Origin of the sequence: Fodinisporobacter ferrooxydans (assembly GCF_022818495.1) — a bacterium.
GTDB lineage: Bacteria > Bacillota > Bacilli > Tumebacillales > MYW30-H2 > Fodinisporobacter > Fodinisporobacter ferrooxydans.
In genome coordinates this window covers 2,841,393-2,864,967 of sequence record NZ_CP089291.1, presented here as the reverse complement: position 1 = coordinate 2,864,967, position 23,575 = coordinate 2,841,393, and the positions used below count along the sequence as shown (strand labels likewise).

The 23,575-nt window shown below is 38.7% G+C and carries 25 protein-coding genes, 4 tRNA genes and 1 pseudogene; 12 read left to right on the top strand and 18 right to left on the bottom strand.

Features of this window, described 5'->3' with window-relative positions; genetic code table 11:
- The first annotated feature begins 19 nt into the window (after positions 1 to 19).
- Positions 20 to 223, top strand: a complete 204-nt coding sequence (locus tag LSG31_RS13650) for a hypothetical protein (protein ID WP_347435641.1) — start codon at positions 20 to 22, stop codon at positions 221 to 223.
- A 34-nt stretch (positions 224 to 257) separates the two neighbouring features.
- Entirely contained in the window at positions 258 to 455 is a 198-nt protein-coding gene (locus LSG31_RS13645; RefSeq protein ID WP_347435640.1) for a hypothetical protein, read from the top strand.
- A 94-nt stretch (positions 456 to 549) separates the two neighbouring features.
- Here the strand turns inward: LSG31_RS13645 and LSG31_RS13640 are convergent, their stop codons facing one another.
- From LSG31_RS13640 to LSG31_RS13600, 9 genes and pseudogenes are all read right to left on the bottom strand, one after another.
- Positions 550 to 1,533: an ATP-grasp domain-containing protein gene (locus tag LSG31_RS13640; protein WP_347435639.1), complete on the bottom strand. Its 984-nt coding sequence runs from the start codon at positions 1,531 to 1,533 to the stop codon at positions 550 to 552.
- Between the two features lie 290 nt (positions 1,534 to 1,823).
- The gene (locus LSG31_RS13635) at positions 1,824 to 2,807 is read right to left on the bottom strand and encodes a quinone oxidoreductase family protein (protein ID WP_347435638.1); all 984 of its coding nucleotides are present in this window, start codon (positions 2,805 to 2,807) and stop codon (positions 1,824 to 1,826) included.
- Positions 2,808 to 2,832: 25 nt separating this feature from the next.
- Positions 2,833 to 3,663: an HpcH/HpaI aldolase/citrate lyase family protein gene (locus LSG31_RS13630; RefSeq protein ID WP_347435637.1), complete on the bottom strand. Its 831-nt coding sequence runs from the start codon at positions 3,661 to 3,663 to the stop codon at positions 2,833 to 2,835.
- A gap of 75 nt (positions 3,664 to 3,738) precedes the next feature.
- Positions 3,739 to 4,359: an aldehyde dehydrogenase family protein gene (locus LSG31_RS13625; RefSeq protein WP_347439517.1), complete on the bottom strand. Its 621-nt coding sequence runs from the start codon at positions 4,357 to 4,359 to the stop codon at positions 3,739 to 3,741.
- 38 nt (positions 4,360 to 4,397) lie between these two features.
- Positions 4,398 to 5,003 carry a zinc-binding dehydrogenase gene (locus tag LSG31_RS13620; protein ID WP_347439516.1) on the bottom strand — a complete coding sequence of 202 codons (606 nt, stop codon included), beginning with the start codon at positions 5,001 to 5,003 and terminating at the stop codon, positions 4,398 to 4,400.
- Entirely contained in the window at positions 4,981 to 5,337 is a 357-nt protein-coding gene (locus LSG31_RS13615) for an alcohol dehydrogenase catalytic domain-containing protein (protein ID WP_347435636.1), read from the bottom strand. Before LSG31_RS13615 ends, LSG31_RS13620 begins: the two co-directional genes overlap by 23 nt.
- 214 nt (positions 5,338 to 5,551) lie before the next feature.
- Positions 5,552 to 5,674: pseudogene (locus LSG31_RS13610) on the bottom strand (N-acyl homoserine lactonase family protein); the annotation flags it as partial.
- Positions 5,675 to 5,786: 112 nt separating this feature from the next.
- Positions 5,787 to 5,869, bottom strand: a tRNA-Leu gene (locus LSG31_RS13605).
- A 10-nt stretch (positions 5,870 to 5,879) separates the two neighbouring features.
- Positions 5,880 to 5,955: transfer RNA gene (locus LSG31_RS13600), tRNA-Lys, on the bottom strand.
- Positions 5,956 to 6,517: 562 nt separating this feature from the next.
- Between LSG31_RS13600 and LSG31_RS13595 the strand changes: the two genes are divergently transcribed.
- The 4 genes from LSG31_RS13595 (at position 6,518) to LSG31_RS13580 (ending at position 8,793) form a co-directional block, all read left to right on the top strand.
- A complete protein-coding gene (locus LSG31_RS13595; protein ID WP_347435635.1) occupies positions 6,518 to 6,847 on the top strand; it encodes a YolD-like family protein in 330 nt (109 codons plus the stop codon).
- A 144-nt stretch (positions 6,848 to 6,991) separates the two neighbouring features.
- Positions 6,992 to 7,873, top strand: coding sequence for a cupin domain-containing protein (locus LSG31_RS13590; protein WP_347435634.1), 882 nt, complete (start codon positions 6,992 to 6,994; stop codon positions 7,871 to 7,873).
- A 381-nt stretch (positions 7,874 to 8,254) separates the two neighbouring features.
- On the top strand, positions 8,255 to 8,479 hold the full coding sequence (locus LSG31_RS13585; protein WP_347435633.1) for a hypothetical protein: 225 nt from the start codon (positions 8,255 to 8,257) through the stop codon (positions 8,477 to 8,479).
- Positions 8,473 to 8,793 (top strand): PIN domain-containing protein, encoded by a 321-nt coding sequence (locus LSG31_RS13580; RefSeq protein ID WP_347435632.1) that lies wholly within the window; start codon positions 8,473 to 8,475, stop codon positions 8,791 to 8,793. The genes LSG31_RS13585 and LSG31_RS13580 overlap by 7 nt, the downstream gene beginning before the upstream one ends.
- 435 nt (positions 8,794 to 9,228) lie before the next feature.
- Here the strand turns inward: LSG31_RS13580 and LSG31_RS13575 are convergent, their stop codons facing one another.
- The 5 genes from LSG31_RS13575 to LSG31_RS13555 form a co-directional block, all read right to left on the bottom strand.
- Positions 9,229 to 10,479: a hypothetical protein gene (locus LSG31_RS13575; RefSeq protein WP_347435631.1), complete on the bottom strand. Its 1,251-nt coding sequence runs from the start codon at positions 10,477 to 10,479 to the stop codon at positions 9,229 to 9,231.
- Between the two features lie 334 nt (positions 10,480 to 10,813).
- Positions 10,814 to 11,215 (bottom strand): DUF6979 family protein, encoded by a 402-nt coding sequence (locus LSG31_RS13570; RefSeq protein WP_347435630.1) that lies wholly within the window; start codon positions 11,213 to 11,215, stop codon positions 10,814 to 10,816.
- A 113-nt stretch (positions 11,216 to 11,328) separates the two neighbouring features.
- Positions 11,329 to 13,200 carry a hypothetical protein gene (locus LSG31_RS13565; RefSeq protein ID WP_347435629.1) on the bottom strand — a complete coding sequence of 624 codons (1,872 nt, stop codon included), beginning with the start codon at positions 13,198 to 13,200 and terminating at the stop codon, positions 11,329 to 11,331.
- The gene (locus tag LSG31_RS13560) at positions 13,200 to 13,688 is read right to left on the bottom strand and encodes an ABC-three component system middle component 2 (protein ID WP_347435628.1); all 489 of its coding nucleotides are present in this window, start codon (positions 13,686 to 13,688) and stop codon (positions 13,200 to 13,202) included. The genes LSG31_RS13565 and LSG31_RS13560 overlap by 1 nt, the downstream gene beginning before the upstream one ends.
- The gene (locus LSG31_RS13555; RefSeq protein ID WP_347435627.1) at positions 13,689 to 14,567 is read right to left on the bottom strand and encodes an ABC-three component system protein; all 879 of its coding nucleotides are present in this window, start codon (positions 14,565 to 14,567) and stop codon (positions 13,689 to 13,691) included.
- 126 nt (positions 14,568 to 14,693) lie between these two features.
- On the opposite strand from LSG31_RS13555, the gene LSG31_RS13550 reads away from it, so the two are divergent.
- The 4 genes from LSG31_RS13550 (at position 14,694) to LSG31_RS23375 (ending at position 17,784) form a co-directional block, all read left to right on the top strand.
- On the top strand, positions 14,694 to 15,260 hold the full coding sequence (locus LSG31_RS13550) for a DUF6431 domain-containing protein (RefSeq protein ID WP_347435626.1): 567 nt from the start codon (positions 14,694 to 14,696) through the stop codon (positions 15,258 to 15,260).
- A 145-nt stretch (positions 15,261 to 15,405) separates the two neighbouring features.
- Positions 15,406 to 16,671 (top strand): DDE-type integrase/transposase/recombinase, encoded by a 1,266-nt coding sequence (locus LSG31_RS13545; protein ID WP_347435625.1) that lies wholly within the window; start codon positions 15,406 to 15,408, stop codon positions 16,669 to 16,671.
- A complete protein-coding gene (locus tag LSG31_RS13540; RefSeq protein WP_347435624.1) occupies positions 16,668 to 17,477 on the top strand; it encodes an ExeA family protein in 810 nt (269 codons plus the stop codon). The genes LSG31_RS13545 and LSG31_RS13540 overlap by 4 nt, the downstream gene beginning before the upstream one ends.
- 70 nt (positions 17,478 to 17,547) lie before the next feature.
- The gene (locus tag LSG31_RS23375) at positions 17,548 to 17,784 is read left to right on the top strand and encodes a DUF5348 domain-containing protein (protein ID WP_430734200.1); all 237 of its coding nucleotides are present in this window, start codon (positions 17,548 to 17,550) and stop codon (positions 17,782 to 17,784) included.
- A gap of 336 nt (positions 17,785 to 18,120) precedes the next feature.
- Here LSG31_RS23375 and LSG31_RS13535 read toward each other — a convergent pair whose 3' ends face one another.
- Complete coding sequence (locus tag LSG31_RS13535) at positions 18,121 to 18,348, bottom strand: hypothetical protein (RefSeq protein WP_347435623.1); 228 nt, start codon at positions 18,346 to 18,348, stop codon at positions 18,121 to 18,123.
- A gap of 1,197 nt (positions 18,349 to 19,545) precedes the next feature.
- On the opposite strand from LSG31_RS13535, the gene LSG31_RS13530 reads away from it, so the two are divergent.
- A complete protein-coding gene (locus LSG31_RS13530) occupies positions 19,546 to 21,033 on the top strand; it encodes a transposase (RefSeq protein ID WP_347435622.1) in 1,488 nt (495 codons plus the stop codon).
- Between the two features lie 270 nt (positions 21,034 to 21,303).
- On the opposite strand, the gene LSG31_RS13525 is transcribed toward LSG31_RS13530, so the two are convergent.
- Both LSG31_RS13525 and LSG31_RS13520 read right to left on the bottom strand, forming a co-directional pair.
- A tRNA-Leu gene (locus tag LSG31_RS13525) sits at positions 21,304 to 21,387 on the bottom strand.
- Between the two features lie 5 nt (positions 21,388 to 21,392).
- Positions 21,393 to 21,480, bottom strand: a tRNA-Leu gene (locus LSG31_RS13520).
- A 358-nt stretch (positions 21,481 to 21,838) separates the two neighbouring features.
- Between LSG31_RS13520 and LSG31_RS13515 the strand changes: the two genes are divergently transcribed.
- Entirely contained in the window at positions 21,839 to 23,242 is a 1,404-nt protein-coding gene (locus tag LSG31_RS13515) for a BaiN/RdsA family NAD(P)/FAD-dependent oxidoreductase (protein ID WP_347435621.1), read from the top strand.
- 43 nt (positions 23,243 to 23,285) lie between these two features.
- On the opposite strand, the gene LSG31_RS13510 is transcribed toward LSG31_RS13515, so the two are convergent.
- The gene (locus tag LSG31_RS13510; protein ID WP_347435620.1) at positions 23,286 to 23,537 is read right to left on the bottom strand and encodes a hypothetical protein; all 252 of its coding nucleotides are present in this window, start codon (positions 23,535 to 23,537) and stop codon (positions 23,286 to 23,288) included.
- Positions 23,538 to 23,575 lie beyond the last annotated feature (38 nt).

The window sequence follows — 23,575 nt, the reverse complement described above, 5'->3', positions numbered from 1 at the left end:
CTAGTTTGGAGGTGCTCAAATGAAGCTGGATGATGTGATGCAAGTATTGGAGAATAAGCGCAGGGATCTCTATCAAAAAAAAACTTCTTTAGAAAATGAATTAAAAGAAGTGCAAAAAACCCTTGAAGGAGTTCAATATCTCGTTCAGGTTACTGCTAAATTAAATAATGGAGAAGCCCTTGGCAGCAATTTTATGAGTTCTACTTTCAATATCCTGGAATAATCATATGGATCGATACGAATGCGGAGGTGCTCAAATGAGATTCAATGATGTGGTGCAATTATTAGAACAAAAGTATGCGAATCTATTAGAGAAAAAAACTTTGATCGAAAAAGAACTGAACGAAGTGCGAGAAACGCTTGAAAGTACAAACTATCTGATAAAAATCACCACAAAATTAACTGCCGGCGATCCATTGCGAACAAACGAGGTGCCAATACGGTCCATTGAATAACGGAAGGATCCAACTCCATATGCAGCAAGCGCCCATGAATTTGCATGAGGCGTTTTTATTATGTTGTGATTCCTATGCAAAAAATCAAGGGCCATCAACACACCAAATCCTGATTCATAAAGATTGCTTCATCATACCTCAACATGACAACACCGTCTTTCCAATCATCCATTGCGGGATTCAATTTCTCACCTGACATCATTTTCATGATCCATAATGGGAAATCGGCGCCCGCCGCGATGGATAAGGGAACTCCTCCGCCAAATCTGGGATTTATCTCAATAAACTTAATTTCATTTTTGGGTGTGACAAAACATTGCACTGTAACACAGCCGACAGCACCGGGAAGTGCTCCCGCGACTTTTTTCCCTGCATGGATCAGCTCTTGGTTTTTTACGGTTATGCCTTTGCTGACTTCGCCGGCTCTTGTCTCCATGCGGAGCCTTGGGACAACCGTTTGAACATTGCTGTCAAAGTCGACGAAAATATCCAATGTATATTCATGGCCCATGATAAATTCCTGTACGATTGCATTGGGGATATAATCTTTAAAAAAACTCAACTCTTTTGCGTTGTTGATCTTTGTGACCCCGATACTTCCACTGCCATATGCCGGTTTCATCAGATACGGATAGTTTGCCGCGCCCGTGGACAAGATCTCTTCCGCATCGTAAATTTCAGGTGTTTGTACACCAATCCTTCGAAAAAATTCTCCAGTTTTCCTCTTATCGAAACAAATCTCGTTGACCTCTGGCGAAGACACGAGAACCGTCACACCCATTTCTGCAAATTCCTTTTTATGCAAGGCCAATCGTAAAAGCTCCGTATCAATTAACGGAATGATCAATCGTATATTGTGATCGACGCATATCCTTTTTAAATGGTCGATATAATGATTATCTGTCACACTGGGAACCAATTCATGTATATCTGCTACAAAGGCTGCCGGTGCATTTTCCTTGCAATCTGCCGTTATAATTTTCCCGACAACATTTAACTTCGTTAACGTTTCTTTAAAATTTTTCACAAGAGATACCCTTCTTCCCGCACTCGTAAAAAGGATATTCCATTCCTTCATCCGTATCCCTCCAGATGGTCTATGTAGTGTTTTTCGATTAGTATATGTCCCATATCCTTTTTTTCATTACCCAAAAATGCTTTCCCTCTCTATGCATGGTAACATGGTTGATTTCGTCCATTAAGATGTGATGTTAGACTCAAAAGCAGACACGATCTGAAGAAAATATATAATACAATCATTCCGATCAGAGCATCATCGTTCAGGACACGCCGTACAAAAAAGGGTTCCCCCTTATGGCTGGGCGAACCCTAAATGTTTGATTTTAAAATCGTTTATCTGCATATGAGTCATTTTTTAACGTTTAACAATACCTTCCCTATACTCTGTCTGCTTTCTACCCACTGGTGTGCTTCCGCTGCTTCTTCCAGCGAAAACTGTTTTCCGATTTTCATTTTCAACCGTCCCTCTGCCAAATAACCAAGCACCCGATCCGCTGTATCACGCAATAGCCATGGACGTTTATTTCGAGTTGTACCAAGACTGAACCCTAGGACAGAGCGGCAACTGGAATGCAGATCTTTTGTCTTAAATTGACCGACATCTCCACTTGCATCTCCAAAGTGAACCAATCGTCCATACATCGCTAAACAATTCAGGCTTTTTTCCGCGATCGATCCGGAAATAGAGTCCAATATGATATCAGCGCCTTGTCCGTTCGTTAATTCATTTACTTCCTTAACGAAGTCGTCTTTCTTGTAACAGATGACATGATCCGCCCCTGCCTCTCGTACTACCGAAGTCTTGCCCTCGCTTCCAACTGTTCCGATTACAAGGCCAGCACCCAAAATTTTTGCCAATTGGATTGCTGTCGTTCCCACTCCACCGGCAGCAGAATGAATGAGGACTGTTTCACCAGGCTCTATTCTTGCTACATCGGCGAGCAGCTTATAGGAAGTAAAAGAAACAATCGGACAGGCTGCTGCTGTTTCCAAATCAATGGTATCCGGGAGCGCAAAGGCAAGATTTGCGTCGGCAACGATATATTCCGCATATGATCCCGCTTTAGGAAACGCGATGACTCGCTGTCCTATTTTTAAATGTTGAACCTCAGATCCGACTTCCTCAATCATGCCTGCCGCATCCAATCCGGGAATGAACGGAGGCTTACCCGCATTGTGATAGTTTCCATATCGCGATTTGATATCGGCAAAGTTGACACCGGTTGATTCGACGCGGATTAAAATTTGATTCGCATTTACAGAAGGCATATCGACTGTCATATACTTAAGTACTTCCGGGCCGCCGAATTCGGCAACAACGACTGCTTTCATAAATCGATTCCTCCCCGACTGTTTTCTACAATATACCACAATCGCACCAAATTGCGGGATGATACAGCCATGAAACATACAAATCGTCCTGCGCAAAAGGAATTCTGACTTTTTTCACAGACACTTCGATCCCCTCCTCTATCTCCGCCGCTGTCGGCAAAAACACTGCATTGACAGTTTCAATTTGATTCGGGTGGATAACCAGCTTTCCTTGAAACCCTAACTGTTTTACAAAACTGGTTTCTCTTTTTAGACCTTCATAATCTTTAAAATCCAAATAGACAGCATCAATCGGCGGCTCAACTCCTGCTGCTCGGGAAGCTACAACCAATTGCGATCTGGCATATAATAATTCCGTTCCTTCCTTTGTCAATTCTGCATGGATATCCAGCGAAAAATCGACAGCCCCAAACGCCAGCCGCTTGATCCTTGAACTCGATTGAGCAATTTCATATGCGTTATAGAGCCCTGATGCCGACTCGATCAATGGCATAATTTCAATTTTTTGATGTATGCTTCGTTTCATTTCAAATTGATTGAGCAAGTCATCCAGCAATACAATTTGTTCCTTATTTTCCGATTTCGGCAATACAATTCCCGATAACCCTTTTTCTGCAATCGCATCAAGATCATCCAGGAATAGGGGACTGGAAATGCTATTTATCTTTACAAAATGAATACGATCGACTTCCGCTTGCACTACTTGTTTTACCAGTTTCCTGGCCGAATCTTTTTCCGTTAATGAAACAGCATCTTCTAAATCATAGATCACCACATCAGCCGATAATTGTTTTGACTTTTCAATTTTTTTGATGTCGGAACCCGGAACAAACATCCAACTGCGAAACAAACGCACGAAAGACTAATACTAACAACGGAAAATTACAAGCCATGATGTTGCATCGACAAGATCATGGCTTGTTAAGTGCTTTTAGTTCCCGATTTTTATTGCAACATTTTTTACCTGTGTATAAAATTTTAAAGCTTCAAGTCCTTTTTCTCTGCCAAAACCACTTTTTCCATATCCGCCAAATGTCATTTCAACACCGCCGCCAGCTCCGTAGTTGTTGACAAACACTTGTCCGGAACGAACACGGTTGGTTAACCAGTGTGCTTTATGAATATTCGTGGTCCAAATCCCAGTCACCAAACCATATGCAGTATTGTTGGCAAGCCGCAAAGCTTCCTCTATTGTCTCAAATGGCAGGACAACCAATACCGGGCCAAATATCTCCTCTTGTGCCAGTCGGCTGTTCGGTGGCAGTGAATCAATCACTGTCGGTTCAAAGAAATATCCATTTTTCAATTCTTTGCTTCTGCTTCCGCCGATTAAGATGGTACATCCTTCTTCCGCAGCAACTTGCATATAGTTTTCGATTCTGCGTAGTTGTTTTTCCGAGATAATGGGTCCTACATCTAAATTCTCAATTCCCGAACCAAGTCTCAGATTCCCCATCAGATTTACCACTTTTTGCACAAATTCCTGTTGAATACTTTTTTCCACAATGAGTCGTGCACCCGCAGAACACGTTTGTCCTGCATTTTGTGTAATTGATATTACCTGACACCGACAATAGATCGTTATAACTGTTAGTCCCTACTGACAACGATACATGCTCGTGTAACTTCCCGCTTTGCAGACCGGTCTAACGCTTCTCCAATTTCAGATAAATCAAACTCGGCGTCCAGCATGTCAGCAAACGGATATTTATGAATGGTCTTTGAAATAAATTGCAACGCTTTGTTTAAATACCATGGATTATAGCGAACAACAGAAATGATTGTGATAGATTTTCTGGTCATAAGACCTGGATCAAACGACATCATTTTTCCAGGGAAGATATTGCCAATACTGACATATCTTCCGGCTGGCCGAACAAGATGAATCCCTTCATTGAAGGCTGCCGGCACTCCGGTAAGCTCCATGACAACATCTGCACCCTTGCCGCCTGTTAGCTCTAATACAGTTTGTGTCCGTTTTTCCAATGTGTCGTATTCGTTGATGTTAATCAGATAATCTGCACCAAATGTCTTTGCCATTGTTAATCGGCTTTCAACGCCATCGATCACAATCACAGTTGCTCCAAATTCTTTGGCGACAGCTGCAGCATTGAGGCCCAATCCCCCGGCACCTTGAATGACAATTGTTTCACCATACTGAAGATTCGCTTTTTCAATCCCAAAATTTATACGCATTTTCACACAAATGAAAATCACCGTGTTGACAAGGCTTGCATTTTCTACATGTTAAAAAATAGGCAGCGGCAATACGGTCACCAACCTTAACATTATTGCCTGCATAATCTGTTTCAACATCCGGCCCCAATGCAGCAATTTTTCCGACCATCTCATGCCCCATAACTCCAGATTTTTTGGTTGGATGATGTCCTTGCCATATATGCAACTCGGAGCCACAAACATTTGTTCTAGTTACCTTTACCAATACGCTTCCAGCACCAACCTCAGGCAAATCGTATTCGGCAAAATCCAACTTTCCCGGTTCTGTCATGATTGCTACTTTACCTTTCATTTTTCATGCCTCCCATATTAAACTACTAATTTCTATTCATATGAAAACTTTTTATTCATAGAGGATGTTCAAAAAGTAGTCAAAACTCCACGGCGGATTGCTTTGCCGAATCCCCAAAAGCCTTACTCATGTACCAAACACGTACACTCCGTTGCCTTCTCGTGCTTCGGCTTCGCACTCCTTGTGTCTTACTTAACCACTTTTTGAACACGCACTCATAGTATCCTTCAGTAGATTTGATAAACTTTCTAAACCGATCAGCATCATGGCCAAACCAAACTTCTGAATCCGTTCTTGCTGCATATTCCTGGATTCGTTCAACAGTCTTTATAAATCCGACAGATGTATGTGCACACACATCTCGTGCACGTCCAAACGAAAAAACGGGCAAAAACGCAAAAAGGGATTTCGTGTAAAATCCCGAAATCCCTTGCTAACAAAAGGTTTTTTGGTGCGGTCGATGGGACTTGAACCCATACGGTTGCCCACACGCCCCTCAAACGTGCGCGTCTGCCGATTCCGCCACGACCGCATAGTGTAAATGGTGAGCCATGCTGGACTCGAACCAGCGACACCCTGATTAAAAGTCAGGTGCTCTACCAACTGAGCTAATGGCTCGATCGCACATAGAAAATTAACGATATTTACTATACCATGGACAAACTAAAAATACAACCTTTATTTTCAGCTTTATTTTTAACTATTTTTGGCCTGTTGCTTTTTGTCCATGTGACCATTCAACACATTTATTTCCGGTATATATTATAAAAATATTCACTTAGACGCATTGCCTGCTGATCCGATTTAAAATATTTATCATACGCATAAAGAAAATCGATTAATTCTGGCAGTGACATTTTGTCTAGTTGTTGTTTCCATTCACCCATGCGTATCACCCTTTCGTACCGACATGTATATGCAAAAAAGGATGGAAAGGATACCATGATTGCAATGAAAGTGAAATTGGAATCGGATACATTTGAGACTAAATATGCGAAAAAACTATCGATATATTTTCACACGGCAAGAATATACGATTGCCCATTGTCATATCGTTTGTATAGATTGTACCAGTCTGTCCCTGATGTAAACGGACTCGAGCACATGAGTTTCCAAACACGGCAAGCGTATGTTATAATACGAACATACGTTCTATACAGGATTCGGAAGGTGTGCTTTTATGCGGATGATTGACGGCAATATTTTTGAAGAAATGCGGATGACTATTCCCGAACACAGAAAGGCGATGGTACGAATGAACCAAGCAGCAAAGCGCATGGAAAAACCACAGTTGGCACAAGATTGCCTGGAGGAAATGTCACTGACATTGGCTGCCGCGATTCAAGATTGTACCGTTGTTACAATTAAACGATACCATGCCTTGGGATCAGTAGAAATTGAATTGGTTCCACACAAAATCGATCCGTATTTGCGTGTATTAAAAGGAGTCACTAGTACAGACGAATCAATCTCCATCCCATTGACCGAAATTCTTGATGTACAAGTCTAAACGGATCGCCAGCTTTCCCTCCTATCACATATGAGTGTTGAGGAACAATGAAATTCAATAAGAAAAAATTCAAAAAGAGCGGATATTAATTTATAAAAATTGGAAAATATATAGGATTATAAAGACGCTTTTGGGGGTATTCTTTTGTTTTTTATTTTCATTTTTTTAATTTCTTGGGCATCTTTCCTTTTATTTTCCAATAAAAAACGAATTCACGAATTATACCAAAGTTCACTCATCGGCATGATGATGAGTTTGACATCCGATGCTGTAACTTCCTTTCATCCTTTCTGGTTCTATAACGATCCCGAAACACATCTTTCAAAATTTGTCATCCAAATGCTTGATGATTTTGGCGTTTATCCGGTAATTTCTTATTTGTATATTCAATACATGCCGAACTCTGTACGGAAATGGCTCAAATATACATGGTGTTGGACACTTGCCGGCATCACCATTGAGTATATGATGGTAAATAGAGGCTACATAACACATCAATTGGGATGGTCTTTATCTTTGTCGTATATAAGCGACTGGATCATCTTTGGCTTGCTCACTCTGCATCATCAATGGATCATCCGCAGCAGGAAATTTCCGAATATTTCCTTTATCCAAAATGGAAAAGTAGAAATTTTTTTTGAAGAAACCATACATCCAGTATCTTCAATGCATCCGCTATATGATATAACCCAAATACATGGAGTGACGATTCTCCAATCCGTTACAAACGGCAACTTTGAAACCTTTATTTTTATTATGGAATCCAATGCGGCGATTCCTCCTCATTGCCACGAAGGATACGAAATCCATTATGTAGTGGATGGGATCGTAACCGTATCGTTACATGATCAGGAACGAATCCTGAAACGAGGGGACATCATTCATTTTGATTCCATCGAAATTCATTCTTTTAAAAATCAAAATGCGAATGCAGTTAAACTCATATCGCTGCTCATGAGGAATCAGGAAGGATTCCAACAGAAAACAGAAGTAAAAGCTGCTTCTGCTTTTATTCAACCGTTTTAAATACGTTTTTTCGTCCATGGCGAAGCTTGTCCTGAAAACAAAACTTCTTCAGAAATCTAGCAATTGCGGAATGGATTTGAGTTCACTGTAAGGAAGTCCGTAACAATCCTCTATACCTATTCATTAAAATCACTTAACTCTAATTTCATTTTGAGCCGGTTCGGCGCGCTTATTTACCATATACTCAAAACCTCCCGAAAGCATATCCGGATAATTATGAATAATCTTATTATATCATAGGTAACGAATTCGATTGGATAACTCAGTCAAACCCGGGATACGGAAACTTTTCCACTGACACCGCTTTGACAATTACATGATTTGAAGCGATAATATTTTATACAGCATTTTATTCGAATGAAAAGGATAGTGAGGAGATAAATGGCAAAAAAAATCGACAAAAGCACGATTGAGGCAATCAAACAGTTGCTTCAACAGTATAATGTTAAGGAAGATGGGCGTATCGTTATCGATTTAAAAAATCACCTCATGACAGAGTACGACGAAACGGGTATTTCGGACTTAATGGGCATTCGGGGAACCATCTCCGACGAACGGGCAAAAGAATGGATGAAGGACATTGAAGAAATGAGGGAAAGTTGGTAAAGAAAGGTTTAATTCTCGATTCGAATATCGCAATCGGCCTGTTGAATGACAATAAGAAAGTGGTTGGAACGATCCAGTCGCTCCATAAAGATGGCTATGAATTTTATTTTTCCGTGATAACTCTGTGTGAATTGATGAGCGGAGCAAAAACCGAAAATGAAATACAGGCAATCAGAAACATTGAGTACAACAGGTTTATTGATGTGAATATGGAGATTGCTGCGATTGCCGGAGAAATAAGACTTAAGCAAAAGAAAGAAGAGAACCGTGCCGTAAAAGCTCCCGATTCGTTAATAATTGCAACTTCATCATAATGCCCCTTTAAGGTCTAGCGCAGCATCTGTTTTCTACGTATTCAGGCCTCAAGTCAATGGATGTTACTTTCCAAAAAAATAACCCTCCAGATTTTTCTAAAGTATTCATGCGGTTAAATTATATTTTCATCTCTGTTATCTTTCTGGTGAATGAAATCCTTTTATGTAGAAATGTTAGCAAAAATGTTAGCAAATTTCATGGATAACTAACAATCAGATTTATGATTTAATCATTCTTAGCAAATATAAACTCTTAATTACTTAACTCAACAACCTTTGTTTTAAATTCAGGGGGTGTATCGATTTCTCTTTTTCATAGTTTTTTATCATAACTTGCTTTATAACGCTCGCGTGTATTACCCTATGGGAGCATTGTATGATACCAAAATCAGTAATACGAATATAAATGATAAAAAGGTAAAAAAAACTTAAGTATCATCTTAATTTTACGTTAAAAAATATGTATGGTTGAATATCATCTATTTTCCACTTACCACTGTTTACTTCAACAATTTTAAATTTAAAGGTTTCTCGTTGTCCTTTCCAGTATTCAAAAACGTAAACTGTTGAACTTTTATCATTTCCAATTACAGGAACTGTTAAATTGTATCCATCAAATTCATTTATATTATTTCCATTAAATTGCTTAGTTAGCTTCCAATCCTTTTCTAAAATGCTTGGTGATTCTAATTGAAACTTATTTCTATAAAATGAATGAGTAAACAAATGGACAAATTTATTGGCATTAGTATTATAAATTGATGAATCAAAATATTCTTTAATTAACGCTAAAATTTGCTTTTGATAAGTACTAAATTCTGTATCAGATTTATTCGGGTTATATTTTTGATACACAAAATTATCAAACTTCTCATCCCACATACTAATTTTACTTATAGATTTTGCTGGTATCACATTTAATGATCGATTAACTGGATTGATACCAATGCTAAAATTTCCATTTGTATCAATTGCCATTAGATTTATAATCTCTTTATCATTTAAATAAACAGTTTCACCATGAACGCTTTTTTCTCCACTTGTTATGGCATTTAAATTCTCAATCATTCCAAAAATCCCTTGAAAATAAATAATAATTAACATGCAAACCATACAAAGGAACCATAATGCTGCATTCATGTAATTTTCAGATTGCTTTAATTTATTAGTTTTTATTAAAATTAACGTAATCAATATAATAATTAAATAACAAATTATGTTGGTTATAATAAGGGTTCTATGAAATGAATTATAAGAAAGCTTATCAATTGTCTTCATAAATTGATAACCTTGTATCCCTTCAACAATTAAAGGAACATACAGAAAATAGATAAGATATTTCAATACAAATAATTTAATTTTTCTATATCTAATCCTTTTGTCATATGAAATTTTATATTCTATATTTTTATCTGTTTCAATTATTCCGAAAAGTAATGGAATAGCTAATATTATTGGGAAAAATATATAATTTGCCATATAGGCTAAACCATTAATTACATAAAACTCAGAGGATGCAGGAATTGTCCCCAACACCGAGTCTATTTGTATATCATTATTAACGTACGGGCTGAGCATCCCTTGAACGTATATAAATCCAATTATATATACTAACAAAGGGAATGGTAGATATCGTTTAATGAAATCATAGAATTTGGGTAATTTCTTTGAAATTTCTTTATCCAAACCATTACACCTCATAACTTTGCAGTAATGTTAACATCTTCCCTACGATCTATCTTTGATTTAAAATAAGCTTATTATAAAGATTGGTAAAATTTTTCTATTATATGTAAGTATACTCCTGTTAAATTTTTCAATTTATCTTAAATAATTTCCTAGGTGAGTGCCATAATCTATTTTAGTTGTCTTTATAGAATCAATAACTGTGCAACCAAACTCACCGCATAACGGACAAATAACCACTTCTGCAAACTCGTCACTATCTCCCTGCAATAAGGATGGAACAAGAAACACGTCATTTACTAGCCGTATGAAGTACTTTGGCAACATGAAGAAACTATACTGTTGTCAAAATCCTTCCCTTCCTCCAAAGAGCAAGTACTACGTCCATTTGGGAATTATGAGACATATCCTTTCCATTCATTACAGCAGCCCATAAAGCATTCTTGTCATCAGCTAATTCAAGATTTAATCTCAACAACTCTACGGCTTTAATAACATATTCTTTATTCTTCTTTTGAGCATTATTTTTTTCAGAATAAATCCCTCGTGGAATTCCATAAACTAATCCTGCTTCACATAGACCAAGAAATGCATTTTTAGGGCAACTTTTCTTTTGAGAGGATTTGCTAATAATTATGTTTTTAGCAGCCAAATTCCTAGCATCTAATGGTGTAGAAACTTGTTTTGTTTCGATCAGTTGAACAGCCATGAGAGTAACTTGTCCGTATATATTCATTAATTTTACTCCCTTTTAAATTATCCTTGAATGTAATTGCACTTTTATATGCATTTGGAAATTTAAATTCATTTTAAACTCTTATAATCCACTTAATTTTCCACTGTTTATGATCAATGTATTTCCTTCTTTAAATGTATGTCATTCTTTATAGGAAAAAAGCCGTATCTCCCCTTGCTTTTCCCTTTTGTAAAAGCAATATGATTGCATTTAACTTGTTGAGGTAGATGTTTATTTTCAAAAATTAAAATTTGTTTATTATCACTATTTTTAGACAATGATATAAATAATGAGTCTTGCATAGAAATATCGATCATATCATCATCTTCTATAATTCCATTTTCAAGATCACTTTCTTTTAAAGTTGTGATTGGGGAATCCAATAATAAGACACGGGTAAATGGATGATTTTTAGAAAGTAAATAATTCATTAATGATACAGAAAATGCTGCATAGAAAAAGGCTCTGTAACCCTTACCGTTGCCTTTTCTATCCTGATCATTTATTATCAAATCTTGTTTTTTTATATCAAAAGTGATATCATATAGATCTTTATAACCCCAGTCAGTTAATGTATTAAATATTTCATTAGTAAATTCTTTTAGGATTTCTTTAGGTATACTGCTGTTATAATCTAGTTGGGTTTGTTTTTGTTTTCTAGTTTCTATAAAACTGATTAATTCGCCTTTCTTTGACAAAACTCTGTCCTCAATATCTTTTAATTTAAATTTTATATTTGACATCTCTAAAAGGGACGTTAATACGTTTTTTAGAGGAGTTAACTCTTTCGAAATTAGCTCATCAACCTCTCTTTTGTATTTATCAATTTCAAGATCATTGGTCTGAATAGCAAAATCAATGATTTCAGTTTCCAAATATGTTGTCTCAATTGTTTTATCGAGTTCCAAAAGATGTATTTTTATTTTAGATTCTTCTTGTTGAGAAGCTTCTAATACTTCTAAAGAGTATTCCTCTTTAAAGATTTCATTATCAACTTCACTATTGCAAATTGGACAATGATTAAAGTATATTTGGTTTAAACAATCTTCACCATCTTGTAAAAAAGTTAGCCTTTCTAAATCACTCTCATACTGATTGCGTAATATTTTAAATTTTTCAATCAATAGTGATAATTGATTTCTTTTTAAATTTAATTCATTTTGTGATAATTTTTTTTCATGAATAACCTTACGTTTATCTTCAATTAATTTTTCGACTTTTAAAATTTCTTCCGAATATTTATTGATATCAGCGATCTTATCTGAGGAAATATCATCCAACTGTTTTTGTGTAACCATTTGCTCATTTAATAATTTAGATATTTCATTATTAATATATTCAATTTTTGAATCTATTTTAGCTTTTCTGATTTCCTCTTTTTCTATTTCCTCACAATTTATATCATCAAAACCAGTTAGCAAAAATTTAAAAACTGATTTACAATACGTTTCATCTGTTTTAATTTTATTAAACACAGGAGAATCCATATCAGAAATTATTTTTGTTTCACTAATCATTGACAAATTTACAATTGAGCGAAATCCAAGTGTCTTTTTTTTCCCGCTCTTGTTACTTAATAGAAATTTGTTTTCTGTTATTCCTATCTGTTTAAGTAGAAATTTAGAAATATTATTATCACTACTCGCATCATGATCGGGATTTAATTTAAATCGTTCTACAGAAGAAAAACTCTTTATATCAGTTAAAGCATAAAATATATCCTTTTTATTAATAAATCGAAGTAAAGTAATCGGAGTATCATTTTCAAAATCTCTGATTTCTAAAAAAATTTTTTCATATCCATTGCTTTCCTTAATTTCCCTTAGAGAATCAGCACCAAACATGTAATTGATGCAATTAAAAATATATGATTTTCCTGTATTAGATGGACCATTAATTACATTAAGTCCCTTTTCTAATACAATAACTGCATCTTCTAGTCCACTTCCGATAATTCGTAATTCCTTAATATAAAAGCCATACATTATAAAACCCCATCCTTGTATGGAAAAAAATTTGTATATTCTTTTCCCCAAGATTTAATATTTGTATCCACAAATTCTTCCAGTTCAATATCTGATAACTCCCTGAAACTTGCTTCTATTAAGGCAGCCTTTTCTAATAGCTTTTTTGAATATTTATTAGAAAAACTTTCTAAAAACCAATCTGTATCAAAGTTTGCTGAATAGGAAAAACCACTTTCTCCACAATCAATGGTTATTAAACCCCTTGATGCCATTAACAGTATTCCTTTTTTTATAGTTTCTCGCCTTCCATATAACTCAATAGTTCTTAAAGGGTATTCAGGATGTAGACTATCACAAGATACTTTAGAGTCTTTTGTATAAATTGTTAAGTAATCAAGCAAAATCAGCCTATCAAGGCTACATTTTGATGGATATGAAACCTTTAACAAATATAAGCATCTTAAACCTAATTCTAAAGGTGTATTGAATATCGGAAAGTTATTCATTTACATCACCCAATCTATTCTATCTTCATTTGCCAAATGATGACATATCCCCTTTTTATCTTGATTAGTTACGAAGTGTAGTTCTCTGTCTATAATACTAGAAGACAAATTGACCTTTGTTGATTCGTGCATAGTTTTGATTAACCTTAAATACCCATCTGAAAACTCACTTTTTATAAAATCTATAATTCCACTGTACATTTCTTGTTTTAATAGTTCGAAATGATTCTCGTTTGAAAAAATATCACGTATAGAGCGTTTCAAGGATTCAGCACTATAAAAATTTATTCTATTATTATTAAAGTCTGCTACTAATTCTGAAAATGATTGTAATGTAACCAAATCGATAGTTTTTTTCTTGTTTTGCGAATATGCGGCAAGCAATTTATTTATATAATTAAGTTCACTATTTTCAGGTGTAGTAGGTGGAGCAATTCCACTACCTCTTTGAGGCTTAATCGCTCCCCCGAATCTAAAAAAGAAATAGTTGGTTCTTCTATGCTCTTCAATAATTTTTTCTATAGAATAAGTGTCTACAATATTAAAATCAAAGGTATTTACGTAATCTAAAAGATGACCTTCTAGTGAAATTTTTTGACCACGTATTATACTATCACAGCATTTGCTATCCCATTGTTGAATAAGCTCTCTTCTTAATAACTCGGGATTCTTTATTATTTTCAACAATTTTGGACCAACACCCTGAGAAGCGATTATATAATATTTCTTTGGCAACGGTATATCATTATTAAAAGTGTAATAGCACAGTTTTCCAAATTCTAGCCAATATTCACTCGGGCTCAATTTTCCATCATATCTCTTGCACTGATAATAATCATACGTTCCATCTTCATACTCTCCAATGACGTCACGCCCCATATTGTGAATGAGCACTTTGTTTCCGCAGGAAACAAGTGCTCATTTGCACATTGGAACAGATTACCGCTATTTTAATGCCGCCTCAATTTGCTAAACTTTTTGCAAATTATAAGGGCGGTGTTTCGAGTGATTATTACCCATCATTTTCCAGTTGATCTTCCCTGTTATTTTCAGCTCGGCAGGGCCAATAATTTCCCTGTGATTGAATCTTGCCCGATTTGTAAGTCCCAACAGAAGTTAAAACGCCATGGTTTTTATAACCGCTACGCGATCGAGACCGATGCAGAATATCGGATTCCCATTTGCCGTTACAAATGTCCGAATCCCAAATGTAACAAAACATTCGCTATTCTTCCGGATTTTCTGCTTCCCTACTTTCAGAACACGCTCTCTTCCATCTTGCAGACCTTACAACTATTCTGGGCTTATTGTGTACTGCTATTTAGCCGCCAGTTAGTTTGTTTTTACCGGAAACGGTTGATGGCCAAAAGCAAAATCATCGAGATGTTCTTTCGTCTTGAGGGGAACAAACAGATCTTCCCAGAAGATCCCATAGAAAAAGCCATAATGCTTCTGAATATGATTGAAACTCTCCCCAGAGTCACCTTCATTCGAAAGTGGCACAATCATTACATTAGCAGCTTTATGGCACATTCATTTTATCACGGATCACCCGTGGCCAAAACAGAATAATGTTTCCACATACCTTTTTCCTCGTCAGGGACCGTGTACGGGTTTTATAATGCATCGTAATGGTTAGCCGGCTAGCCTTCGAAAAGGAAGAACGAGAAAGCGCGCCAGTTCTTTCCAATTTAGACAATGGGAGGCTACTTAACCAATGGATGAACAAAACCGGGAACGCGTGGCCCTTTTTCGCTATGGGATCATCGCTCCCTTGCTCAATGAACAGGTGGATCGCGCCACATATTTGGCTGAGGTGTCTGCCAAAACCCACGAAGTCCCTTACTATGGTTCCAAAGAATTTACACCCAAGACAATCTTAGCTTGGCTAAGGCAATATCGCCGTAATGGTTTTGACGCGTTAAAGCCCCAGGCACGTTCGGATCGAGGACAATCCCGATCGTTATCCGGTGAATTACAGCTGCACTTGGTATCCCTGCGTAAAGAAAATCAAGGAATGCCAGTGACGGTGTTTTATGACCAATTGGTGCAACAAGGAGAGATTTTACCGCAGGATGTATCTTATACCTCTATCTATCGCTTACTGAAAAAGGAGGGATTGCTGGGGAAGGGGATAGTGCGTTCGCCCGAACGAAAACGGTTTTCTCATGATACGGTCAATATGCTCTGGCAAACCGACCTGTCAGATGGGCCATATCTTCGTACAGGCGACAAAAAAATCAAGACGTATTTAATTGCGGTGATCGATGATTGCTCTCGCCTATGCACATTTGCGCAATTTGTCCCATCCGAGAAATTTGACGGGCTACGCACAGTCTTGAAAGAAGCTTTGCTTCGCAGAGGCATTCCCAAGATGCTGTATACCGACAACGGCAAGATCTTTCGTTCCGATACGCTGCATTTGGCTTGTGCAGAATTAGGCATACACCTCCTGCACACGCAGCCCTATGATGCCGCTAGCAAAGGGAAAATAGAACGCCTGTTCGGAACGATTAAGACGCGTTTCTATTCGCTGTTAAAAGCAAAACCGGCTTCTTCATTGGAAGAACTGAATGAACGGTTTTGGAAGTGGTTGGAGGAAGACTACCATCGCAAGCCACATTCTTCTCTCAATGGAAAAATGCCGCTCGAAGTGTACTTGTCCCAGATTGATCAAGTACGGATGGTCGACGACCCTGCCAAATTAGATCCTATCTTTCTTAAACGGGAGAATCGAACTGTCAAACATGACGGAACGTTTTCGCTCAATAACCAGCTGTATGAAGTTCCCGAGCGATTTATAGGTCAAAAGATCGAGATTCGTTACGATGAACAAGGCGTGCATATCTATGAGGACGGGAAACCAGTCGCTCGCGCTTCTGAAGTGAATTTTCATGATAATGCTCATGTAAAACGAAAACGACCCGCCATCTCCTTCGCTGATATGCAAGGGATGGACAGGAAAGGAGAAGATAGGGAATGATCATGGCATTCTATTCCCTTTCCAAAATCCCTTTTGCCAAGGAAACCAAAGGTATGTCGCCCTATACTTCCCGTTCCTTTCAAGAAGCAATGGGATGTTTAACCTACATGAAGCAGGTTCGCGGCATGGCACTTGTTGTCGGCGACCCGGGAGCCGGTAAAACCTACGCCTTGGGTGCATTTGCCGAAGGCTTGGGCCAATCGCTCTACAAGGTCATCTATTTCCCGTTGTCTACAGGAACAGTAACTGACTTTTACCGTGGATTGGCCTTCGGCCTAGGAGAACAGCCACAAAGTCGGAAAGTGGATCTGTTTCGCCAAATCCAACAGGCGATTAGCCGTTTGTTCTACGAACAAAAGATTACGCCGGTTTTCATCCTTGACGAGATGCAAATGGCCAAAGATGTCTTTTTACAAGATTTGAGCCTGCTCTTTAATTTTCACATGGATACCCAGAATCCTTTTGTCCTTCTTATATGCGGCTGGCCTTACTTACGGGACCGTCTGTCGTTAAACCCACATAGATCCTTATCCCAGCGGCTTTTGGTTCGACATCAGGTCGAGCCGCTGGATAAGGAAGAGGTCAAGGGATATATGGAGCATCACCTTGCCTATGCCGGGGCGAAATATCCGATTTTCACGGAAGACGCAATAGAAGCTGTTAGTGCCTGTTCCAATGGATATCCACGCCTGATTAATTTATTGGCTATGCACGCCCTATTATATGGCAGCCAAAACAAAAAAGAACAGATCGATGCCGAAGTCATCCGGATCATCGCCCCGGAGTGCGGTCTGGCATTGAGATAGCTTGGATGGCTTAGAACGAGTCAAAGGGGACAACCCTGATCCCCAAATATTCTCAGGAAAGGAAAGAATCATGATGACCCGAACCCAAAAACCAGGAATCCTCGTCTATTGTCCTGCCAAGGAACGCTGGCAAATCCAAAAGATAGACCATTCTTACGACCTTCACTGCGGCGATTGTTTCGAGATTAAGGTAGGCTATGAGTATATCCCTTGTAGAATAGAACTTGGCTGTGAATGGCTGTTATACCTTCGGGAAACTCGATTTTATTTACATCCAAAACAGAAATACGAAGTGAAAGTCGATTAACAAAGAGTGACAAGTGATTACTTCTTAGACCCAGTAGAAAGGCAATAGCTAAATGCTATTGCCTTTCTACTGGGTGCAACAAGCGATAGCGCGTTAGGAAAAAAGCAAACTTGATCACGTATTAGACGAGTATATAGGGAATGAACGATTTGAACAAGAGCGGAATTGGGATAAAGTGTAGTTGAAGTAGGATGGATTGGATAATAGTGGAATGAAATACTCGCCAGAAGACCGCGAAAGCGTGCAAATTTTTTAATCATTGGCTAATTTATTCTGAAAAAGGGGCCTAAAATCTTTCGATATGGGACCTAAATAATTTGCAAATCCTAAGCCGATTTATTGTGCAAATTCACACCCCATATCACCAGAACCACCAATTCTATACACATCTTTGTATAGCGATTTTGCGCAGGAAATAGCCCATTCACCTATAAATGCTTCAAACTCTTCATCAGAAAAGCTTTTTACTCTTTGTAATGGAGGAATAGGAAACGTAATTACGCTAGGGTCATTAAGCGGCTCCAAAATATCTAACTGAGCTAAGCCAAAAGACGTTTTAATCAATTTTTCTCCCCCAAACCTAAAAAAGTAATGTCAACCATAAATCGATAAATTGCATTATATATATCACCTTATAAATAAAGATACATCTAGTTTCGAAGTATTGATTCGACGTTTTCCGTCATTTCCCTTTTCTAATAATATAAGTTTACCAATCCTTCTTAACTTTTATATATTTGGTATCCTGTGTATCATTACTGTAAATTACAAAATAACAATTCTATATTATATCCCTGACACCTATACATTATAGGTAGTCCTCGCAAGAGGTCAATCACACTTTATACAGTACATTTATATGATTAGCCCCAAAAAGGTCAAAAGTCACTTTTGGATAATAGAATATGCTAAAATTGTAACATACAGTAATACGTTAATGCGGTGATCGAATATGTTCAAACATGGAAAAAAAGAGCATCAGAAACATTTTTTGATCTTGAAATGTCTTTTCCTCAATCCATTCAAGATCTACTACAAAAAAGTTGGGCTGCCTCTTTTTATAGGGATATCTTTTTGCATGTAAATGAAGATCATTTTTCAGTTTTATTTAGCGATAAGAATTGGTATTGACTATTATCTCTTTAACTCATCATAAGTATAAAACATGATAAAGATGGAAATGATTAAATTTGTATGACTACTAAGAATTGCTTGCATATATATTGAATACATTATGATTATTGCGAGATATATTTAAAGTTGTCCTTTGAAATGAAACTTGCTCTTTGTTTCATTCGTGACAAAGGGAGAGTTGCTATAAATTCGAAGGTTTGGCTCGGTCATGCTGACATAAGCACTACTGCAAACATTTATGCGCATACCGATATGGAGATGAAAAATAACACCGCACAAAAAATTGACAGCCTTTTTCAAAGACAGAAAACAAACTAAAATCAATTGACGAATAGTGAGCAAAATAACTATGGCTATCTTTCCTTGTCGATCCAATTTCATTCAAGCTTACTCGGAGAAAGAATAAGCTTCTTTTACGCTTGTATTTGAAACATGGAATAAAAATTCTTTGTCTCACATGACCTATGCAGCTCATGTAATTAATTGGTTATCATCACAGGACACTGAATAGTCTGAAATATTTCAAAAAATATCATAAAAACTACTTGACTTTTAGAAAATACCACAATAATCGCGAAGGATACCTTTAATTACCGGGTATATCTTTAGATTATAGGTGGGCTTTTCATGTCAACATTACAAAAACCAAGATTTAAAGAACTCAATCATGGAGAATGTGCAGGAGCACCCATTCTCAAAAGCCTTTGGGATCGCTTTGATTTATCTCTTTTACTTACTCAATCGGGTATCATGAAACGAAGTGGAGCTCCGTCATGGTTCATTTGCTTTCTCTATGTCGTTGATCTTGTTTCGAATTGTTCTTCTGTTTTTCAGATAGCTGAGTTGGTCGATAAGGACGCATTACTCAAGGCGATGTTTCAGCCTTGGAAAATAGCTCAATACACGTTAAGCCGCTTTTTCACGAATGGGTTTGCATGGGTGACATTCGCAAAGAAACGTGTCGAGCGGTTGCAGCATGATCCTTTGACCCGACTCACCGATGGGGATGTGGTCAATCTCGATGATACTCACAGTGCGCATCCCTATGCCAAGCAACTTCCGTTTCTCAGTTGGCTCTTTGACCACTCAATGAAAGTCCATGTATGGGCGACAAATCTCGTGGCTCTTCAGGCGGTTCTGAAAAGCGGATTGGAGTATCCATTGTTTTACCGTATCTGGCATAAGCCAGAAGTAAAAGGTGAAGGTATTACCAAACTGGATCTTGCCAGGCAAATGTTATTGATGCTACGTGAATCCGTCACTTGCCATTTGTGGGTAGCAATGGATCGGTGGTACTTGTGTAAAAAATTTTTTACATTTCTTGAAGAAAACAATTTTGATTGGGTGACTAAAGCAAAACGTAACACAACTTTATTCCGCAAAGTTATCGAACCTGGTACCCGTAGGGAACGCTTCGTGCCGCTGACTCCAATCATGCTCATCCGTGAGGTGTTTAAAGACTTAACTCGAAAGGCGACATCCGGGTTGGTCTCTATTTCCGTTCCGGGGATTTACATGAAGCGTCCTTATACTGCTGTGAATCGCAAAGGTAAGCAAGTGACGAAACATAGATATGTTCCAATCGCCGCTGTAGTCGCCATACGGTTAAAGGAGGATGAACAACCCAATTCGGCTGATGTAGACACCGAAGGTGAGGAGTCACCTGCCACTTATAAAGGTGCATATTTACTTATAAGTAACCGCCACGATGCCCCAAAAGAAGCGTTACAAACATATGTAAAACGCTGGAGGATCGAGGTTTTCTTTCGTACAGCTAAGCAAGAATTGGCTTTCGAGAAGTGCCATTCTGAATCGCAAGCGCACCATCATGCTCATTTCGAATTATTATTCACTGCCGAGACCTTGTTAGCTGTTGCACTTTTTGAATTGAACAAAGAAAAAACGAGCGATGATGAAGGCTACACCCACGGCGAAATGGTTCGCGGCCTCTTCCACACTCGTTGTCAGGTTCGCGTGAATAACCACAGAGGTATTCAGCGAATCTCTATTGATTGTGACACACAAGTGCAGCAATTTGCAAGACTCATTGAATTATTTTGGCCAGAGCATTACGTAATGCTTCTTTGGGCTACGCCAAAACCAGATATTTACTAGTTATTGTCTCGAACTGCATAAGTCATGTGTCTCATCGTAACAAGCATAAGAATTGGAATTCAGTGCAAACAAATGAGCTTATAAGGATTCCCGAATTCTTTTACAAGGAATAAATATTTTTCAAATTTAGTGATACCAATTACAGTTCCAAACATTACGGAAATCCCGAACCTACACAAAAAAATGCAATGTTAGCAAAATGTTAGCAAATCCGGTCAAAAAACAAATCAAGGTCTTCAACCATATGGCTGAAACCCTTGATTTATATAGTGCGGTCAAGAGGACTTGAACCTCCACGGGGTTGCCCCCACAAGAACCTGAATCTTGCGCGTCTGCCAATTCCGCCATGACCGCACGGCTGGTGCCGAGGACCGGACTTGAACCGGTACGGGAGAAACTCCCGACAGATTTTAAGTCTGTTGCGTCTGCCTATTCCGCCACCCCGGCGTTGATCTTACTTGATTAAGATACCATAACTCTATTCGATCCGTCAACTATCGCAAATTAAGTTTTGCACAAAAATTTTCTTGCAAGTATTTTTTCGTATATGCGGATATTCATTTTCCTTTATTAACTGCTGTTTTAACATTTAGTTGCTGTTTTACAGGTTTGCATCAGGCGGAAAAACGATTCTTCTCTGCAAACCGATTGCAGATTGCGACTCTGCAGCCCATGTTGCGCTTCCTGTCTCTTCTATGGTTTGATGATAGTGGAAATCCTATTTATATGCGGATTATCTATACATCATGTTCGCACCCTATTTGCATTCATGAATCGTCCGATTGGAAAAGGAAGGAATACAAGAATGGAATATAACAACACGGAAACTGCCGCTTCACCTTTTGTTAAAAAACCAGATGAATCAAATGAGCCATTTGCCGAAAAACTTACCGAACCATTTACTGATATACGCTCACATCAAAACAAAAACATCGACTGCGACGTGATCGTGATCGGCGGAGGGCCAGCCGGATTAATGGCAGCCATTGCTGCTGCAAGGCATGGAGCAAGCGTCATGCTTGTGGAAAAAGGCAACCGCCTTGGCAGAAAACTTCTGATCTCCGGCGGTGGCCGCTGCAATGTGACAAATGCCAAGGAACTGCCGGAACTGATCCGCAACATACCAGGAAACGGAAAATTTATGCACAGCTCCTTGCATAACTTTGGAAACCGTGATATTATCCGCTTTTTTGAGGAGTTGGGAATTGCTTTAAAGGAAGAAGACAGGGGACGCATGTTCCCTGTGACAGACAAAGCAAAAACGGTGCTTGATGCGCTGCTCTCCCATCTCGCACAATTGCAGGTGCGGATTCTGCTCGATCAGCCGGTGAAACGTCTGCTTTTTGATGCGAATGCTGCTATCTGTCAAGGCGTGGAATTACAGGGGCATCGCTTTTTGTACAGCCATGGGGTGGTTGTGGCGGTCGGCGGCTGTTCTGTTCCAAAGACCGGCTCCACCGGTGATGGCTACGCATGGGCAAAAGCCGCCGGACACACCATCGTACCGCCATTTCCCACCGAAGTAGGAATTACTGCAGAGCCGGAGTGGCTACAGTTGTACGAGTTGCAAGGCTTGTCGTTGCGCGATATCGAATTGACCGTATACAATCCCAAGGGGAAAAAGCTCACAACCGAATTTGGCGATATGATTTTCACGCACTTTGGCATTTCAGGACCGGCAGCATTTCGCTGCAGTCACTATGTTGTGACAGCGCAACAGAAATTCGGGCGGCAAACCTTGCAGACGACTCTCGATCTATTTCCCGGCTTGTCCAAAGATACTCTGACGCAACAGATCGTGTCCCTTTGTCGACAGCATCCCAAAAAGACTTTGCGAAATCTTCTCAAATCCTTTTTGCCGGACAGGTTGATTCCCTGTCTTTTGCAGTCGATTGATTTAGATGGAAATCGTACTTACGACCATTTGCCAAAACACGGGGTTCCGGCTTTGGCGGATGCCTGCAAAGCGTGGGCCATTCCCGTAACTGGGACGCTCCCACTCGAACAGGCAACTGTCACAGGCGGCGGCGTTTCCATCAAAGAGATCGATCCGAAAACGATGCAGTCCAAGCAAATGCAGGGATTGTTTTTTGCCGGCGAAATTATGGACGTGCACGCACATACGGGCGGATATAACATTACAGTCGCTTTTTCATCCGGTTACACGGCAGGCCAGCACGCCGCGAACTTGGCGAAAGGAAAGGAATAAAGGAATCCCGATACGTATGAATGTGACAGTGTCGCAGCGATTCCTACGGATGCAATGTCAATTTTTTTCCGGAGCGTGATGAGAAATGTTTCGATTGACAGAATGGACACTCGCAGACAATCGTATCCCGGTCTTGCGGAATAGGATTTTGGTTCTGGTACTTGACTTTCTGCATGATCCTGCCGCAATCCGGACATTTGCGAATGGAAAAAAATAATTGCAGCAAGGAATAGGAATATATACAAGACAAAGCCAGAATCACTGCCACAATTGCCGTGCCAAGCCAGCCTGTCATCTGAATCACCCCCACTATTACTATATGGAGACGATTCG

Excerpts from the sequence above, each read along its gene's own strand:
- LSG31_RS13510 (WP_347435620.1), bottom strand. The coding sequence starts at position 23,537 with ATGACAGGCTGGCTTGGCACGGCAATTGTGGCAGTGATTCTGGCTTTG.
- LSG31_RS13570 (WP_347435630.1), bottom strand. The coding sequence starts at position 11,215 with ATGAATATATACGGACAAGTTACTCTCATGGCTGTTCAACTGATCGAA.
- LSG31_RS13515 (WP_347435621.1), top strand. The coding sequence starts at position 21,839 with ATGGAATATAACAACACGGAAACTGCCGCTTCACCTTTTGTTAAAAAA.
- LSG31_RS13545 (WP_347435625.1), top strand. The coding sequence starts at position 15,406 with ATGGATGAACAAAACCGGGAACGCGTGGCCCTTTTTCGCTATGGGATC.
- LSG31_RS23375 (WP_430734200.1), top strand. The coding sequence starts at position 17,548 with ATGATGACCCGAACCCAAAAACCAGGAATCCTCGTCTATTGTCCTGCC.
- LSG31_RS13640 (WP_347435639.1), bottom strand. The coding sequence starts at position 1,533 with ATGAAGGAATGGAATATCCTTTTTACGAGTGCGGGAAGAAGGGTATCT.
- LSG31_RS13530 (WP_347435622.1), top strand. The coding sequence starts at position 19,546 with ATGTCAACATTACAAAAACCAAGATTTAAAGAACTCAATCATGGAGAA.
- LSG31_RS13615 (WP_347435636.1), bottom strand. The coding sequence starts at position 5,337 with ATGAAAGGTAAAGTAGCAATCATGACAGAACCGGGAAAGTTGGATTTT.
- LSG31_RS13540 (WP_347435624.1), top strand. The coding sequence starts at position 16,668 with ATGATCATGGCATTCTATTCCCTTTCCAAAATCCCTTTTGCCAAGGAA.
- LSG31_RS13585 (WP_347435633.1), top strand. The coding sequence starts at position 8,255 with ATGGCAAAAAAAATCGACAAAAGCACGATTGAGGCAATCAAACAGTTG.
- LSG31_RS13560 (WP_347435628.1), bottom strand. The coding sequence starts at position 13,688 with ATGAATAACTTTCCGATATTCAATACACCTTTAGAATTAGGTTTAAGA.
- LSG31_RS13620 (WP_347439516.1), bottom strand. The coding sequence starts at position 5,003 with ATGCGTATAAATTTTGGGATTGAAAAAGCGAATCTTCAGTATGGTGAA.
- LSG31_RS13645 (WP_347435640.1), top strand. The coding sequence starts at position 258 with ATGAGATTCAATGATGTGGTGCAATTATTAGAACAAAAGTATGCGAAT.
- LSG31_RS13650 (WP_347435641.1), top strand. The coding sequence starts at position 20 with ATGAAGCTGGATGATGTGATGCAAGTATTGGAGAATAAGCGCAGGGAT.
- LSG31_RS13595 (WP_347435635.1), top strand. The coding sequence starts at position 6,518 with ATGCGGATGATTGACGGCAATATTTTTGAAGAAATGCGGATGACTATT.
- LSG31_RS13555 (WP_347435627.1), bottom strand. The coding sequence starts at position 14,567 with ATGGGGCGTGACGTCATTGGAGAGTATGAAGATGGAACGTATGATTAT.
- LSG31_RS13565 (WP_347435629.1), bottom strand. The coding sequence starts at position 13,200 with ATGTATGGCTTTTATATTAAGGAATTACGAATTATCGGAAGTGGACTA.
- LSG31_RS13635 (WP_347435638.1), bottom strand. The coding sequence starts at position 2,807 with ATGAAAGCAGTCGTTGTTGCCGAATTCGGCGGCCCGGAAGTACTTAAG.